At 62.0% G+C, this 15,173-nt stretch carries 15 protein-coding genes and 1 pseudogene; 6 read left to right on the top strand and 10 right to left on the bottom strand.

Annotated elements, in window-relative coordinates; all coding sequences use genetic code 11:
* The first annotated feature begins 8 nt into the window (after positions 1-8).
* The 4 genes from ACFFNA_RS06720 (at position 9) to ACFFNA_RS06705 (ending at position 4,161) form a co-directional block, all read left to right on the top strand.
* Positions 9-1,271, top strand: a complete 1,263-nt coding sequence (locus ACFFNA_RS06720; protein WP_378916798.1) for an ABC transporter substrate-binding protein — start codon at positions 9-11, stop codon at positions 1,269-1,271.
* A gap of 62 nt (positions 1,272-1,333) precedes the next feature.
* On the top strand, positions 1,334-2,260 hold the full coding sequence (locus tag ACFFNA_RS06715) for a carbohydrate ABC transporter permease (protein WP_378916795.1): 927 nt from the start codon (positions 1,334-1,336) through the stop codon (positions 2,258-2,260).
* A gap of 9 nt (positions 2,261-2,269) precedes the next feature.
* The gene (locus tag ACFFNA_RS06710) at positions 2,270-3,103 is read left to right on the top strand and encodes a carbohydrate ABC transporter permease (RefSeq protein ID WP_378916793.1); all 834 of its coding nucleotides are present in this window, start codon (positions 2,270-2,272) and stop codon (positions 3,101-3,103) included.
* A gap of 2 nt (positions 3,104-3,105) precedes the next feature.
* Complete coding sequence (locus tag ACFFNA_RS06705) at positions 3,106-4,161, top strand: ABC transporter ATP-binding protein (protein WP_378916791.1); 1,056 nt, start codon at positions 3,106-3,108, stop codon at positions 4,159-4,161.
* A gap of 466 nt (positions 4,162-4,627) precedes the next feature.
* Here the strand turns inward: ACFFNA_RS06705 and ACFFNA_RS06700 are convergent, their stop codons facing one another.
* The 10 genes and pseudogenes from ACFFNA_RS06700 to ACFFNA_RS06655 all read right to left on the bottom strand — a co-directional run bounded on the left by ACFFNA_RS06700 (position 4,628) and on the right by ACFFNA_RS06655 (position 13,493).
* Positions 4,628-4,882 (bottom strand): YdeI/OmpD-associated family protein, encoded by a 255-nt coding sequence (locus ACFFNA_RS06700; protein ID WP_378916789.1) that lies wholly within the window; start codon positions 4,880-4,882, stop codon positions 4,628-4,630.
* Complete coding sequence (locus tag ACFFNA_RS06695; RefSeq protein WP_378916787.1) at positions 4,879-5,667, bottom strand: helix-turn-helix domain-containing protein; 789 nt, start codon at positions 5,665-5,667, stop codon at positions 4,879-4,881. The genes ACFFNA_RS06700 and ACFFNA_RS06695 overlap by 4 nt, the downstream gene beginning before the upstream one ends.
* An 82-nt stretch (positions 5,668-5,749) precedes the next feature.
* Entirely contained in the window at positions 5,750-6,094 is a 345-nt protein-coding gene (locus ACFFNA_RS06690) for a hypothetical protein (protein WP_378916786.1), read from the bottom strand.
* A gap of 132 nt (positions 6,095-6,226) precedes the next feature.
* Positions 6,227-6,997 (bottom strand): type 1 glutamine amidotransferase domain-containing protein, encoded by a 771-nt coding sequence (locus tag ACFFNA_RS06685; protein ID WP_378916783.1) that lies wholly within the window; start codon positions 6,995-6,997, stop codon positions 6,227-6,229.
* A 7-nt stretch (positions 6,998-7,004) separates the two neighbouring features.
* Positions 7,005-7,349: an antibiotic biosynthesis monooxygenase family protein gene (locus ACFFNA_RS06680; protein WP_378916781.1), complete on the bottom strand. Its 345-nt coding sequence runs from the start codon at positions 7,347-7,349 to the stop codon at positions 7,005-7,007.
* A 34-nt stretch (positions 7,350-7,383) separates the two neighbouring features.
* On the bottom strand, positions 7,384-8,862 hold the full coding sequence (locus ACFFNA_RS06675) for an aldehyde dehydrogenase family protein (protein WP_378916779.1): 1,479 nt from the start codon (positions 8,860-8,862) through the stop codon (positions 7,384-7,386).
* Positions 8,855-9,502 (bottom strand): annotated as a pseudogene (locus ACFFNA_RS06670) (NADPH-dependent F420 reductase); the annotation flags it as partial. The pseudogene ACFFNA_RS06670 and the gene ACFFNA_RS06675, both read right to left, overlap by 8 nt.
* A 430-nt stretch (positions 9,503-9,932) precedes the next feature.
* Positions 9,933-10,760 (bottom strand): alpha/beta hydrolase, encoded by an 828-nt coding sequence (locus tag ACFFNA_RS06665; RefSeq protein ID WP_378916776.1) that lies wholly within the window; start codon positions 10,758-10,760, stop codon positions 9,933-9,935.
* Positions 10,757-12,205: an NAD-dependent succinate-semialdehyde dehydrogenase gene (locus tag ACFFNA_RS06660; protein ID WP_378917327.1), complete on the bottom strand. Its 1,449-nt coding sequence runs from the start codon at positions 12,203-12,205 to the stop codon at positions 10,757-10,759. The genes ACFFNA_RS06665 and ACFFNA_RS06660 overlap by 4 nt, the downstream gene beginning before the upstream one ends.
* A gap of 58 nt (positions 12,206-12,263) precedes the next feature.
* A complete protein-coding gene (locus ACFFNA_RS06655) occupies positions 12,264-13,493 on the bottom strand; it encodes an iron-containing alcohol dehydrogenase (protein ID WP_378916773.1) in 1,230 nt (409 codons plus the stop codon).
* 173 nt (positions 13,494-13,666) lie between these two features.
* On the opposite strand from ACFFNA_RS06655, the gene ACFFNA_RS06650 reads away from it, so the two are divergent.
* Both ACFFNA_RS06650 and ACFFNA_RS06645 read left to right on the top strand, forming a co-directional pair.
* Positions 13,667-14,365 carry a GntR family transcriptional regulator gene (locus ACFFNA_RS06650; RefSeq protein WP_378916771.1) on the top strand — a complete coding sequence of 233 codons (699 nt, stop codon included), beginning with the start codon at positions 13,667-13,669 and terminating at the stop codon, positions 14,363-14,365.
* Between the two features lie 166 nt (positions 14,366-14,531).
* Entirely contained in the window at positions 14,532-15,125 is a 594-nt protein-coding gene (locus tag ACFFNA_RS06645; RefSeq protein ID WP_378916769.1) for a DJ-1/PfpI family protein, read from the top strand.
* Positions 15,126-15,173 lie beyond the last annotated feature (48 nt).

Below are 15,173 nucleotides of genomic sequence, written 5' to 3'. Positions count from 1 at the left end.
GGACCGAAATGCATAAAATAGGACTGATGGCAGCGGTCGCTGCCATTATGGTGGCCTCGCCTGTGTTGGCACAGGAGATCACCGTATGGGACGTGAACGTCGACGAGCCCAGCAATGCTTCATACTATGATCATGCCAAGTCTGCATTCGAAGCCGCTCATCCAGGCGCAACACTGACTTTCCTGTCGCAGCCCGACGCCGAATACTACACGCTGCTGGGTACGGCGCTCGCTTCGAAAACAGGCCCGGATGTGATCTGGGCCAATGGCGGTGCGCAAGCCAAGAACTTGGTAGGCGGCCTGATCCCGCTCGATGACAAGCTGCCCGACCTCATCTCCAAGCTGGTCGGAAAATCGGCATTTACTGCCTCCGATGGCAAGTTGTACTTCATCCCGACGACCCTGCAGGGCCACGTCGTGTACTACAACAAGGCGCTCTACAAGGCCGCTGGTCTCGATCCGGACAAGCCACCGACGAGCTGGGCCGAGATGACCAAGGTCTGCGACACCTTCAAGGCGCAGGGCAAGACCGCCTGCTTCATGATGGCCAACAAGGAAGGCTATGAAGCCGAATTCTTCCTGTCGGAAATGGCAAACCAGTCGCTGACCGCGCGGCAACAGGCCGACTGGCTGACCGGCAAGCTCCACTGGTCGGATGCGCCGGTGAAGGCAATCCTGCAGACTTGGGTGGATACCGCCAAGGATGGCTGGTACCAGGAAGGCGGCAACTCACAGACCATGTTCATGGACGAGTTCACGCTGTTCTCGCAGGGCGGGGCGGGCAACGTCTGGGGCCTGTTGTCAAACGTTGCTCACTGGAAGGTGTTCGAGAAGGATATGGGCGTCGACAATGTCGGTGTCTATCCCATGCCTTCGCCGACAGTCGCCGCCGATCAGCACCAAGGCGCACCGGGCGTGCCGCTCGATGGCGGCGTCGGCTACGGCGTGAACAAGGACTCGCCGAACATCAAGCTCGCTCTCGATGCGGTGAAGACCCTGTCTTCGCCTGAAGTGCTGACCTATCTGGTGAAAGACGCGGGTATCGTTCCGGCAAACACCCTGGTCGATACGTCCGGCATCGACAGCCCAGGACTCAAGCGCATCATGGGCTGGCTGGCAACCAGCGCCGTGCCGACGACCCATGCCAACTCGTCGGCGGCCGAGCTCGACGAATGGCATCGCCAGAGCCAATCGCTGCTCAACGGCGATACAACGGTCGACGCCGCGGCGGCTGCTCTGGACAAGGTCCAGGCGCAGGCCAAGCCGCAATAATAGTGGAACAGTCTGGGGAGCGCTCGGGTGCTCCCCAATTCTCCTAGGCCTAGTGACCGATCATGACCGACAGTTCGTTACCCGAGACCGCTGTAGGCCCACGGGTCCGCTTGCGCTCCCATCGCGGCCGCCGAGCCGAGGCACGCGTGGCGGTGCTGTTCCTGGCTCCGGCTCTCCTGCTGGTGCTGGTATTTCGCATCATTCCGCTGTTCTGGGGTTTCGGCATCTCGCTGACGAGCGCCACCGCGACCGACCCCGGCGAGTTCATCGGCGCGGCCAACTACCTGCGGGCACTCAACGATCCGAATTTCCGCTCCTCCATGGTCAACGCTGGGGCAATTCTGCTTGCAGTACCGTTCTTTGTGACGATCCCGATGATACTGGCGATCCTGATTGACCAGGGCGTTCCGGGACGCGGGTTTTTCCGCTCCGTCTATTTCTTTCCCACCGTCCTTTCGAGCGTAATCATCGGCTCCATTTTCAGCATCGTGCTGGGTTTCAATGGAAGCCTCAACGGTGCGCTCAAGATACTGGGCATCCCCGGCGTGGACTGGCTCGGTCGCTCCAGTACGGCGTTGCCGGTGACGCTCATCATCCAGTCGTGGTCGACCTTCGGCATGGGCGTTCTCATCTTCCTTGCCGGCCTGTCGACCGTGCCCAAGGAGATGGTTGAAGCGGCGCGGCTCGAAGGCGCCAAGATGTGGCAGATCTGGTGGCATATCATCATCCCGGAGCTTCGCCCGATCATAGAGTTCTCGACGGTCATCACCACGATCGGCCTGCTGACATCGATGTTCGGGCTGATCTACGTGCTGACTGGTGGCGGACCCGGCACGTCGACAACAGTGCCCGAATATCTGATCTGGACCGCGCAGGGCCGGCTCAACCAGCCTGCCTACGCCGCGGCTCTTTCGATGATCCTGTTTGCCGTAACGGGTGTTCTCGCCTGGCTGCAGATCCGCATGTTGTCGCGTAACGCAAACCTCTGAGGGATCGCGGTGGCTGGGGCAGGAAAACGGCAGAGGCTGGCCCTCAGGATTGCGGCGATCCCGATGGGATTGCTGGCGCTGAGTTGTCTTTATCCAATCTTCTTCGCGGTCAACAACGCGCTCAAGACCCGGCACGACTATCTGCTGGACCGCTTCGGGCTGGCGATGCAGCCGACATTCGACAATTTCGCGCAGGCTTGGACGCGGTCGCATCTCGACCAGTATTTCCTCAATTCGGTGATTGCGACGGTTGGCGCGGTGATCCTACTGACGGTCGTCTCGTCCTTTGCCGGCTTTGCACTCGCGTCGCTGCGCTTTCCCTATCGGCGCTTCTTATTCGTCGTGATCCTGTCATCGCTGATGATCCCCGTGCAGGTTGTGCTCGTGCCTTACATGCGCACCATGGTTGGCCTGCACCTGATCAACACTCATATCGGGCTCATCCTGTCCTACACGGCATTCTTTCTGCCGTTCTCGGTCTACATGATGACGGCATTCTATTCCGGGCTGCCCCGCGAGTTGATCGAGGCGGCGCGTATCGATGGGGCCAGTCTGCTGCAGGTCTGGTGGCACGTCATGGTACCCTTGGGGATGCCGGCGCTGATAACGCTCGGCATTCTCAACACCCTCAACTGCTGGAACGACGTCCTGATAGCCTTGCTGACGATGCAGAAGAACCGCACACTCATGGTGGGGATTTCTGCTCTGAAGGGTCAGTATTCCGACCAGATTCCGCTGTTCACGGCCGGAATTGTAATTGCGGCAGCGCCGATCGTAATCCTTTACATCATTTTCCAGCGGCGGATCGTTTCCGGCATCGCCGTTGGCGCGGTAAAGGGCTAGTCATGGCGCGTGTTGAACTTAGACGCGTCAGCAAAAGCTTTGGTGCAACCGAGGTCGTTCACGACGTTTCGCTGGCGATCGAGGAAGGCGAGTTCACCGTGTTCGTGGGTCCGTCTGGCTGCGGGAAATCGACCCTGTTGCGGATGATTGCTGGCCTCGAGGAGACGAGCAGCGGAGAGATCTTCATCGGTGAGACCGATGTCACCGACGCGGAGCCGTCCGACCGCGGCCTTGCGATGGTGTTCCAGTCGTATGCGCTTTACCCGCATATGACGGTGATGGACAATATGAGCTTCGGCTTGCGCATGACGCATCGGCCCAAGACGGAAATTGCCGAAAAGGTCGCGAGGGCGGCGAAGATCCTGCGCCTCGAGGAGTATCTGCAGCGCAAGCCGGCGCAACTGTCCGGAGGACAGCGTCAACGTGTCGCCATCGGCCGAGCCATCGTCCGCGACCCGAAGGTGTTTCTGTTCGATGAACCGCTTAGCAACCTCGACGCTGAGTTGCGGGTGCAAATGCGGGTCGAGATTTCCAAGCTTCACAACATGCTTGGCAACACGATGATCTATGTCACGCACGATCAGACCGAAGCTCTGACGATGGCAGATCGAATCGTGGTGCTACGGGACGGGCGCATCGAGCAGATTGGAACCCCGCTCGGCCTGTATGCGGATCCCGACAATGCGTTCGTCGCCGGCTTCATAGGCTCTCCGCGAATGAATTTTCTGTCGGCCACCGTGCAAGCCGGCGGGCGGCTCTTAGCGGGAGGTATCGAATTCCCCAGCCCGGTGCCGACCAAACTCGAACCTGGAACGACCCTGCAGGTGGGCCTCAGGCCCGAGCACCTCGACCTGCAAGACGGCATCGGCTTGCAGGCGACCGTGGAATTCGTGGAGGCACTGGGATCCACCTGCTACCTCCACGCAACGCTGGCAACCGGGGAAACGATAATCGCGGAGCGCCGGTCGTCTCTGCCCAGGACAGGCGACACGATCACGCTCCATTTCGCGCCCACGTCGGCCCGGCTCTTTGGGGGAAGCGGTGAGCGCATCCGCTGAGCGGCCAGAACATGTCGTTCAACTCACGGTCGAGCCGATGATACGCCGAAGCACGGATTGGCGCCGCCGGACCCGCACAGGCCGGTCGCGTTGGCGGGCGCGGCTCTGCAAGTCCACATTCTGGTCAAGCCGACCCGCGCGAGCTGATGTCGCCCGGAATGAGGCGCGAAACTGTCTGTCCACTTGCGCTCAAATCCGACCATGCGGAGCCTCAATGCGATCACTCGTTCTTTTCGATCTCAAGGTCGACGACGAGCTCAGGTCTGCACGACGTCCTGCAATGTGATTAAATCGAGGTCGAGCGCGCGCAACGCACGATTGATTATCTCTGGACGGGTCCATCCCCTTCCGTGTTCCAGACATTTAGCGTGACAACACGTAGTCGCACCTGTTGCCTCCGGGGCTGCGGCGCCCGAGAAACGAGGTCGTTGAGAATACAGCCAGGTGAGAACTCTCTCGCCAGCTTCTACTTTTTACTCGGTCGATGCTGCATTCCCATGTAAATTCCTCCTTGCTCCAGTTCATCGATCATTTGATTGAGACGTTTGCGGCCCGTCTCCGGGAGGCTGCCGCGTGCAATCCAATGCAAATAGTCGTTGCGTTGATAGGGCGGCCGCTGTTCGAACGCTGGCATCAGGCCGACGGCCTCCAGTTCGGCGCGCACGAAATCCGGCATTTCAGCAATGGGGCGCTTGAGCATCGACAGTCCTTTCTGCGTCACGGTTCCTCGTCGCGCCCGCGAGACCGCAGCCGGCCGGGCGAGAGACCTTTCAACCTGCTCACGACGCGATTCATATGTGCCTGGTGCGTGAAACCCGTGAGATGCGCGATCTCGGCCAGCGGCAGATCGCTGTTTTCGAGGAGTTGGACCGCTCGGTCGACGCGGCGACGCAGAACGAATTGGTGAACCGGCAGCCCCGCAGCCTCTCTGAACGCGGCGGTGAAAGCGCGCCGCGGCATGCCCGACAGTTCGGCCAAGCGATCGACAGACAGTTTGCCCTCCAGCTCGGCATCAATCGCGGCAAGCACCCGATCGAACCGGGCGGAGGTCAGCACGTTCGGCTTCTGCCGTCGCCGGTATGCGCGACCCAGTCGGAGCAGGTTCGCGAAGATCAGGCCCAACGCCCATTCGCGGACCACCCCGTTAGCGGGTGGATCGCTCTCCAGCCGCCGGCACAATTCAGCCACAAGCGGGTCGCGCATCGGGCGATCCAGAATGTCCAGTTCGTCGATGGTCCCGCCCGCGGACATCAGAAGCTCCCGCGCCAGCGACGGGTCGACAGTGATCATCGTGAGTTCGCGCGGCTCCTCGATCTTGAATCGTGTCGCGCGATGGGGAAGGCTGAGCAGCAAGTCGCCCGGGCGGGTGAAGACGCGCCGCAGGCCCGCGCCCAGGTCGATCTCCGCATAAGACGAGCCGCCGCGGATCACGCGCAGCTGGACGATTCCGGTCGGCGGGTGGTGGTAGTCGCCGGCGGGAAAGAACATCCTTGCGGCAGTTGCCACGCTCACCACCGTGGCGCCCAAAGTTCAAGCGCCAGGTTCATGAAGCGTTCGACGCTCGGCGGCATTGCGGGATTCGCGACATCTAGCTCTTCGCCCTGTTCGCCGGTCCGCCAGGAGCCTGGTCGGCCAGCTCGCTCAGCTCGCCAATGCGAGGCACGAAGATATTGTGCAACGTCCGGGTCGTAACCACAACTTCACGCTGAATTCGCAGATCCTGTGCTGCCGGAAACAAGGTGTCGCGCAGGAAGCGCTCAAGCCCCTCTGCGTCGTCCCATATCTCGATGATGCGAAAGCCATCGTCGATCGGGGGTGCCAGGTGCTGGTAGATGCCGCCGGCAGGCCTCCTTTCAACGCCGATGCGATCAAGGATGCGGCCATATTCCTCGGCGGTGAGACCGGCGATATCGAGCGTGGTCACTACGGTCATGTTTCGGACTCCTTTGTTGAACATGGCGACGGACTGGAGCCTGTCGACGTCGGCGGCGTCTCCCACGGCCCGAAGCGGATCGCAATCTCCGCGCCTTCGATCTCCTCGATCCTGGTGGCCGGCTGCGGATCTTCAGCCACCGAGCGCCTCGATGACGAGGCGGGCGGTGGCAGCCCCGGAGAAATTCTGCTGCCCGGTGATCAGATTGCCGTCGCGCACGGCGAAGTCGCGCCACAGACCGGCCTGCACGTAATTCGCCCCGAGTGCGCGCATCTCGTCCTCGATCCGCCACGGCATGAGATGCGTGCCGCGCGTCAGCGCTCCCATCTCCCAGACCGCCTGGTCGGCGAAATCCTCCTCGATGTTGGCGAACCCCGTGACGGTGCGTCCCTTCACCAGCGCCTCGCCGGACGAGAGACGCGCATAGCGAAGTAGCGCCACGCCATGACACAAGGCAGCGGCGACCTTGCCGGCTTCGAAAAAGGCGACGAACAGGCGCTGCAATTCCGTCGCCTTTTCGAACGTGAACATCGGCGCCTGGCCCCCCGCCACGACGATCGCGTCGAAGCCGTCCACGGACAATTCGCTTACCGGACGTGTAGCCTCCACTAGTGCGGCCAATTTGGGCGTGGAAAGAAAGCCCAGCGAGATCAGGTCGGTATCTGAATAGCGCGATGGATCGCGCGGATCGCTGAGCGAGTCCGCCTCGCACCGGCCGCCCGCCGGCGAGTAAAGTACTACCTCATATCCGCGCTCGCGGAATGCGAGCCAGGGATGGGTCAACTCGGACCACCAGAAACCGACGGGCCAGCCGGTTGTGGTCGATATGGCAGGGCTGGAGAGGACAATGGCCACCCGTTTCGGGTGGCGGGAATCGAGTGGATTGGGATCGCGGACCGACATTGCGATATCAGGCCGGAATCGGCGCGCCAGGACGCAGAAACGCATCTTCGACCAGGGCGGGCAATTCCCCCAGTCTCGGAGCGAAGATGTTGGAGAGCGGTTCGATCGTGAGCTTCATCTCGCGGTTCAAGCCGATCGCTTTCGCCGCAGGCGCCAGCCGCGCCTGCATGAAAGCCTCGAATCCCTCGCGGTGGTCCCACACCTCCAAGACGCGATAGCCGCCCTCGATCGGTGCGGTCAGGTGCAGATAGATTCCCGGTTCGGGCCGGCGCTCCACGTCCATCTCGTCAAGAATCGCCCGATATTCCTTCGGCGTGATGCCCATGACGTCGATGGTGGTCAGATAGGCCATGTCGGATCCTCTCGTTGGATTGATAGGTGTCTGTTCAGGCGAGATTTGCCCAGACCGTCTTGTATTGGGTGTAGCTTTCCCACGCTTCGCGGCCCTGCTCGCGGCCATAGCCGCTCATCTTGAAGCCACCGAACGGCGCGTTGGGATGATATTTATGCCAGCAGTTGAGCCAGACCGTGCCCGCCTTGATCCGGTCGGCGAGCCGCAGTGCGCGGCCGAGATCGCGCGTCTGGATCCCGGAGGCGAGACCGTAGCTCGTATCATTGGCGATGCGGATCGCCTCATCCTCACCCTCGAACGGGATCACCGGTAAGACCGGACCGAAAATCTCCTCTCGCGATATCTTCATTTCGTTGGTCGCGTCGGCGAAAATGGTCGGCTCGATGAAGAGGCCCTTGCCCTCGACCTGGCGTGTGCTGCCACCCGCAGTCAGCCGTGCGGTGCGCTTGCCCTCAGCGACATATTCCAGGATTTTTTCATACTCGCCGCGCGACGCGATCGGCCCGACCATCGTCGCAGGATCGAGCGGATCGCCGAGCGTCGCGGACTTCGCCATCGTGCTCAATTTCTCGACGACCTCGTCATAGCAGGCGCGCTCGACCAACAGGCGCGATCCGGCGACGCAGACCTCGCCTTTGTTCCAGAAGATGCCCCAGAAGGCCGCCTGGATCGCGGCATCGATATCGGCATCAGCGAAGACGATGTTGGGGCTCTTCCCGCCAAGCTCCATCGTCAGATGCTTCATCGTCGCGGCACCGCCGCGCATGATGCCCTGGCCCACCGCGGTCGATCCGGTGAAGGCGATCTTGTCGACCCGGGGATCGTTGACCAGCGCGTCGCCGATGACCCCGCCCGGACCCGTAACGAGATTATAGATGCCCGGCGGGGCGCCCGCGTCGAGGATCACCTGCGCAAGCGCAAGCGCGGTCAGCGGCGTATCGGTCGCGGGCTTGTGGACGATCGTATTGCCAGCGGCGAGAGCCGGAGCGATCTTCGAACAGGATAAGGCCAGGGGAAAATTGAACGGCGTGATCGCAGCGACCACGCCAAGCGGTTCGCGCCGGGTCAGGATGCGGACGTCAGGTTCGTAGCTGGTGCGATAGGCGCCATCCATCGCACTCATCGCCAGCCCTCCGTGGAAGCGGAACAGCCCCGAACAATGCGGCATGATGGTATCGCGAAAATCGCGATAGGGCATGCCCATGTCCATCGCCTCGCGGATTGCGAAGTCCTCGGCGCGCTCATCCATCAGGTCGGCGATGCGGAACAGCACTTTCGCACGCTCTTCGTGATGCATGCGCGCCCAAGGTCCTTGCTCGAAAGCGCGCTGCGCGGCAGCGACGGCGTCACCCGCCTCGCTGGCGCCGGCTTTGGCGACGGTGGTTATCGCGGCTTCGGTCGTGGGATCGAAGCTGGTCGATGTCTCGGCGCTCGCCGCGTCGCGCCATCGGCCGTCGATCAGCAACTGCCCGGGCGGAATGGACTTGCGGCGCGGGCTATCGGGGTCAGCCATGTGCGGGATCCTCCCGTCGCACGAGGTTGAAAGAGATCATCGGCCCCATGCCGCGCAGATAAGCCAGTTGGACCAGCAACAGCAGCATCGGTTCGATCAGACGAGAAGCGGCGAGACCACCGACGTCGATTGGCATGGTTGGCAGGTCAGTGAGCAACTGACACACGACTGCCTTTGCATCGGCATCGTTGCCCGCAACATAGCTCGTCACCGGGACCCCGTTGAGCTGCGGGTCGTCGGCATCGAGCAATTCGGCGAAAGTAGGGATGCACTTGACGACCCGCGCACCCGGCGAGCGTTTCTGGACTTCCTCACCCACCGAGGTGGTAGTGCCGATCAGCATTACCGAGAGATCGGCCGCGATGGCATTGCTGTTGTCCCAGATGATCTTGCCCGACACGTCTCCAAGCGCGGCGATGACGGCGTCGAGCGCCGACCAGGGCGTGGTGAGGGCGATTACGTCGGCCCACGCCGCCACATCTGCGGGAGAGCCGAAGGCGACCCCCAGCTCCTCGGCGATCACGCGCAGCTTGGCCTCGTCGCGGCTGAAGCTCAGGCGGATATCGTGGCCGGCAAGCGCGAGCCGCTTTGCCAGGGCCCGGCCGATCGCGCCCGGTCCGATGATCGCAACCTTCATCTCTGTCTCCCGATTGTTGGCCCGGTACCGTCTAGCGCAGCGCTTGCCGGGTTTCTTTCACGAAGCGCCGTTGCACGTTCGGGCAGCGCCTCTTCCGCGACGCCGGTCGGGATTCGGAGGAAGCGTCGGAAGGCGGGACTGGGAAGCCAGTTAGGTAGCCGTTGAAATCATTGAGAGAAATATGCTTCGGCCCACAGTTGACCCACGCTGAGTCCACATCGTGATGGCGACGAAGCTGCAATGTCGCAAATGTCCCAGAAGTCAGCCACAAAGCCGTTTTACGCGGTACGTTTAGGGGCGTTCGCCGAGCGCGCCATGTTCGCATGCCGCGGCAAAAATGCGTCATGCACCGGCCTTCGGTGTCTGCCAATCTTCACTTCCTGTTTGATCCGTAACTACACATACTTAGCGGTTCGAATGTCTCGATGAGGCTCTATGTAGCGATGAGCTTGTTCAAACGATCCGATGCCTCGGTTCCACTCACACCAAGGTCGCGGACGCTGCTCATGTGATTGGCGCCGGAGAGGGCGGTTTGAGAGACTGCCAGCCCTTGCTTTCGCAGATGCTTCGCAAATGCCTCGGCCTGGCTGTGGAACGGGAGCGTTTCCTCGGCTCCAACTGCAATCTCGACCTCTACAGAGGGATCGAAGCGATGTGTCAGCGGCGACAGGCTGGCCGCCTCCTCATCCGTGATGGCGATCTCGGCGGCAAGGAAGGAAGTCTGCAGAGGCTTCAACTCGTACAAGCCGCCGAGCAGCAGCGCGCCTTTGATGTTTGATGATCGGCTGTCATCGTTGAACAGCATCGTCGCCAGATGGGCACCGGCGGAATGACCGCTGACGGTCAGCATGCCGGGATTGCCGCCATGGTCCGCGATATGGTCGAGCACCCATCGCTTGGCGCGGCGTACCTGGTCGACGATCGTCGCCATCCTCACCGCAGGCATCAGCGCATAGTCGACAATGACCGCGATGGCACCTGCGTTCGTAACGGTCTCGGCGATATAGGAATAGTCACGCTTGGAGAACATCCGCCAGTAGCCGCCGTGAATGAACATGTGCACCGGCAGGTGGTCCGGTTTGCCCTCGGGAAAGAACAGATCGAAGGTCTCGGTGGCGTCATCTCCGTAAGCGACATCGGCTACCATTGGAACGTTCGCCCTGGCGTCCTCGCTTCTGCGAACGATCTCGGCGACGATGTCATCGAACTCGACCACATGATCGCGAATGCGAAACGGATCTTTGGCGTGATGTCTGCTCACAGGGTCACGGCGATGTACTTCGCCTCCATGAACTCGGCTATGCCATGCTTCTGGCCGCCTTCGCGGCCCAGCCCGCTCTGCTTGACCCCGCCGAAAGGCGCCGCTGGATCCGACATCAGGCCGCGGTTGAGCGCGATCATGCCGGACTCGATCTTCGATGCCATACGCATCCCTCGGGCCAGGTCACGCGTATAGATGTAGGCCGCCAGACCGTATTCGGTGTCATTGGCCTTGGCGATGGCATCCGCCTCGCTGTCGAAGCGCATGATCGGCGCCACCGGACCGAATATCTCCTCATGTAGCATTGCGGCGTGGGAGGACACATCGCGAAGCACCGTCGGCGGGTAAAAGTAACCTTTGCCTTCGGCGATCGCTCCTCCGCACAGAACCTTCGCGCCACGGGAAACCGCGTCCTGGACGAGCCGGTCGATGTTGTGCACGGCCTTCCTGGTGATCATCGGACCGCACTCGGTCGGCGAATGGGTGCCGGGTCCAATGATGAGGGCACCCATGCGTTTGCTCAACCCATCCGCAAAGGCATCATGGATGCCGGCCTGGACGTAGAGCCTGTTGGCCGCCGTGCAAGCTTCGCCGGCATTGCGCATCTTGGCAACCATCGCACCGTCGAGCGCAGCCTCCAGGTCGGCGTCGTCGAAGACGATGAACGGTGCGTTGCCGCCAAGCTCCATTGAACAGGAAATGACGTGTTTTGCGGCCTCGGCAAGGAGCACGCGGCCGACGCCGGTCGAGCCGGTGAAGGACAGTTTTCGCACGCGTGGATCGGCCAGCATGGCCGCCGTCACCGGCCCGGGGGTCGAGGTCGTCAGGACGTTGACGACGCCAGGCGGCACGCCGGCTTCCTCGTAGAGCGCTGCAAGCGCATAGGCCGTCAGCGGCGTCTCGCTGGCGGGCTTCAGGATCACCGTGCAGCCGGCTGCGAGCGCCGGGGCGATTTTGCGTGTCGCCATGGCGGCCGGGAAATTCCATGGCGTGACGAGCACGCAAATACCGATGGGCTGGTAGTCGACAATGATCCGGTTTGCGCCCGAGGGCGCAAGGCCAAACTCGCCGCTGATGCGGACCGCCTCCTCGGCGTTCCAGCGAAAAAACTCCGCGGCATAGGCGACTTCACCGCGCGCATCGCGCAGCGCCTTGCCGTTCTCCAGCGAGATCAGTGCAGCCAACGTCTCCGCCCGTTCGGTCATCAGTTCGAAGCAGCGCCGCAGGATTTCCGAACGCTTGCGCGGCGGGGTCTCGCGCCAGCCGGCCGCTGCCTTCGCGGCGGCGTCGACTGCGGCGGCGGCGTCGTCGAGCGTGGCATCGGGAACTGCGGCGATCACAGCTTCGGTCGATGGATCGACCACTTCGATCACGCGGCCCTCCGATGCGGGCCGCCAGCGTCCGCCAATGTAGAGGCCGGGCGAGACCGTGGCGTAGTCGAACATGTCTTGATCCTCGTCGGATATGCCTGCGGCAATGTTCATTGGATGAGCTCCTGGTCGATCACATCATGGTGGCGGACATGTCACCGTCATAAGCAGCCCTGACCAGCCGTCGCATCTCGGCGAGGTCGAAGGGACGGGGATTGTTCTTGATCAACCGGTCGATGCCGAGGGCCTGCTCAGCCGTCCAGTCGATCTTGTCTTCGGGGAGACCCAGTTCGGCCAATGTCGGTGTGATGCCGATGGCGCCAAACAGCCGGCTCACCTCCCGGATGGTGGCGTGCGCCAATGCATCGGCGTCGCCGCCGCTCTGGGGGGAAAGGCCGAGAGCGGTGCCGACTTCGGCAATCTCCGCGGCCGCGGCGGCAAGGTTGTAGTTCATCACATAGGGCAGCATGGTGGCGACGCCCAGACCATGCGGAGTGTGGGTAAGCGCGCCGACGGGATACTGCACCGCATGGGCGGCGGCCGTTCCCGCCGTGCCGAAGGCGCAACCGGCGGCCAGCGCTCCCATCATGACGTCGGCGCGCGCCGTCTCGTCCGATCCGTCACGATAAGCCTTTTCGAGACTGCGGCCCAGCAGCCTGATGGCCAGAAGCGCGAAATGGTCGGTCAGAGCGCTCTTGCCGACGAAGACATGCTGCTGCGGCAAATGAGGATCGGCGCCACGTCTGACCGCTGTGAAGGCCTCGATTGCGTGCGTCAGCGCGTCGGCGCCGGCGATCGCCGTCAAGGACGGTGGACAGGTCGCCGTCAGATCCGGGTCGCAAAGCGCCACAACGGCGATGAGATGAGGACTCGCAATACCCACTTTCAGCGTCCGATCCGGGTCGGAGATCACGGCGACGGGGGTTACCTCGGAGCCTGTCCCGGCCGTTGTTGGCACTGCGATCACGGGAAGGGTTGGGCCTGGTACCTTGAACTCGCCGTAGTAGTCCTCGATCTTGCCGCTATGGCTGAGCAGAAGTGCTGCGCATTTGGCCATGTCGAGGCAGCTGCCGCCGCCGATTCCGATCACCATATCCGGCTTGAAATCCTTCGCCTGTGCGATGCAGGCGGCGACGCTGTCGCGGGGCACATCAGGCAGTGTTCGGTCGTAGACCAGCGTGTCAATCGAGGCCGCCCGCAAGCCAGCAAGAATTTCCGCGAACTGCGATGTCGCCGCGAAGCGCTCATCGGTACAGACGAACGCGCGGCGCCCATATTTGGCGGCAACCGTAGGCAGGGCATGGCGCTGACCTTTGCCGAACAGAATCTCGCGCGGCAGGCGTGCGGCAGCAAACAAGCTCATGCACAGGATCCTTCGAAGACGAATTGGGAGCCAAGAGGATTAGCTTCGTTCCAAAGGCCGGCTTCGGCGCTCCGGGTCATTCTCATCTGGATACCCTTATTAAATCGTATAGGATATAGGATTGAATTGCGCGGAGCATCGTGTTAGTGGGTGCTTCTGTCAAGAGGCTAACGATGCAGAACACCGACCTGACGGTTGACAATGAAGCCCGTGCGACGGGGCGCATCCAGCGCGCCAACAGCCTGGCTGGCGATGTCTACGAGGCAATCTTCGCGCAACTGATGTCTTTGAGAATTGCTCCGGGATCGCGCATCACCGTCGACAATCTCGTGAAGGAATTCAACGTCTCGCATACCCCCATTCGCGAAGCGCTTGGCCGGTTGGAGGGGGAGGGCCTGGTGGTGAAGACCCACCTGATCGGCTATCGGGCCGCCCCGCAAATCACCCGCCGGCGCTTTGACGAGCTATACGAGCTGCGTCTTCTGCTTGAACCTGCATCGGCGGCCAAAGCCACCGCTACACTGGACGATGAGCGCCTTTCCGTGCTGCAGGAGGCGGCTGGCGTCATGGCCCGCCGGGTGGGGAAAGACGAACGCCTGCGCTATTCGAACTTCGCCCGTCAGGATGCGATCTTCCACGACAAGATCGTCGAGTTCGCTCAAAACGAGCTCATTCGCGAGACGCTGAACCACCAGCACACCCACTTCCACATCTTCCGCTTGATGTATCACTCGCGGGTGACCGAAGAGGCGCTCGACGAGCACGAGGCCATTCTCGCTGCCTTCTCCGCGGGCGATCCGGACGCTGCCGAGAAAGCCATGCGTGTGCACATCGAGAATTCGCGGGACCGGCTCCTGCCTGCGTTCGAGTAGCCATCGCGATGTCGCTTGTCCGGGGCACCGTCAGGTCCGACGCGCCGCTGATCACCCAGGCCAATGCCAAGGAATGTTTCCCTGACTCCGTTCTGACCCGATTTCGATCCCCAGGGAGCGAGGCGCGAAGTGCACCTCGCCCTGAAGCAAGCCGAGAGGAAGACCCATGCCTGCCAAAAAAATCCTGATGCTGACCGGTGAGTTCACCGAGGAGTATGAAATCTTTGTCTATCAGCAGGCGATGGAAGCGGTGGGGCACACCGTTCATGTCGTGTGCCCAGACAAAAGCGCCGGAGACATGATCAAGACGTCGCTGCACGATTTCGAAGGCGATCAGACCTACACCGAAAAGCCCGGTCACAACGCGCTGATCAACAAGACCTTTGCCGACGCTGAGAAGCAGCTTAGCCAGTACGACGCTGTCTATTGCGCCGGCGGTCGTGGCCCTGAATACATCCGCACCGACAAGCGGATACAGGCAATGGTGCGTCATTTCCACGAGGCCAAGAAACCGATCTTCACGATCTGCCATGGCGTCCAGATTCTGATCGCGGTCGACGGCGTCGTCCGTGGCAAGAAGGTTGCAGCGCTCGCCGCCTGCGAGCCGGAGGTGACGCTTGCTGGCGGCACCTACGTCGATCTGTCTCCCACCGATGCCTATGTGGATGGGACGATGGTTTCCGCCAAAGGTTGGACGGCGCTGGCGGCATTCATCCGCGAATGCCTCAAGGTGCTGGGGACGGAAATCCGCCACGCTTGAGCCTTTTGTCCCGACGCATTCCTGACGGGATGCGTCGGTTCCCCCAAT

The sequence above is a fragment of the Mesorhizobium kowhaii genome, from assembly GCF_042431665.1.
Classification (GTDB): Bacteria; Pseudomonadota; Alphaproteobacteria; order Rhizobiales; family Rhizobiaceae; genus Mesorhizobium; species Mesorhizobium kowhaii.
This window is presented reverse-complemented; position numbering and strand designations above follow the sequence as displayed.

Bases quoted from the DNA above. Each gene is read 5' to 3' on its own strand.
- ACFFNA_RS06680 (WP_378916781.1), bottom strand. From the start codon at position 7,349: ATGGCCTATCTGACCACCATCGACGTCATGGGCATCACGCCGAAGGAA.
- ACFFNA_RS06650 (WP_378916771.1), top strand. From the start codon at position 13,667: ATGCAGAACACCGACCTGACGGTTGACAATGAAGCCCGTGCGACGGGG.
- ACFFNA_RS06675 (WP_378916779.1), bottom strand. From the start codon at position 8,862: ATGGCTGACCCCGATAGCCCGCGCCGCAAGTCCATTCCGCCCGGGCAG.
- ACFFNA_RS06645 (WP_378916769.1), top strand. From the start codon at position 14,532: ATGCCTGCCAAAAAAATCCTGATGCTGACCGGTGAGTTCACCGAGGAG.
- ACFFNA_RS06685 (WP_378916783.1), bottom strand. From the start codon at position 6,997: ATGTCGGTCCGCGATCCCAATCCACTCGATTCCCGCCACCCGAAACGG.
- ACFFNA_RS06715 (WP_378916795.1), top strand. From the start codon at position 1,334: ATGACCGACAGTTCGTTACCCGAGACCGCTGTAGGCCCACGGGTCCGC.
- ACFFNA_RS06660 (WP_378917327.1), bottom strand. From the start codon at position 12,205: ATGTTCGACTACGCCACGGTCTCGCCCGGCCTCTACATTGGCGGACGC.
- ACFFNA_RS06720 (WP_378916798.1), top strand. From the start codon at position 9: ATGCATAAAATAGGACTGATGGCAGCGGTCGCTGCCATTATGGTGGCC.
- ACFFNA_RS06655 (WP_378916773.1), bottom strand. From the start codon at position 13,493: ATGAGCTTGTTTGCTGCCGCACGCCTGCCGCGCGAGATTCTGTTCGGC.
- ACFFNA_RS06690 (WP_378916786.1), bottom strand. From the start codon at position 6,094: ATGACCGTAGTGACCACGCTCGATATCGCCGGTCTCACCGCCGAGGAA.
- ACFFNA_RS06705 (WP_378916791.1), top strand. From the start codon at position 3,106: ATGGCGCGTGTTGAACTTAGACGCGTCAGCAAAAGCTTTGGTGCAACC.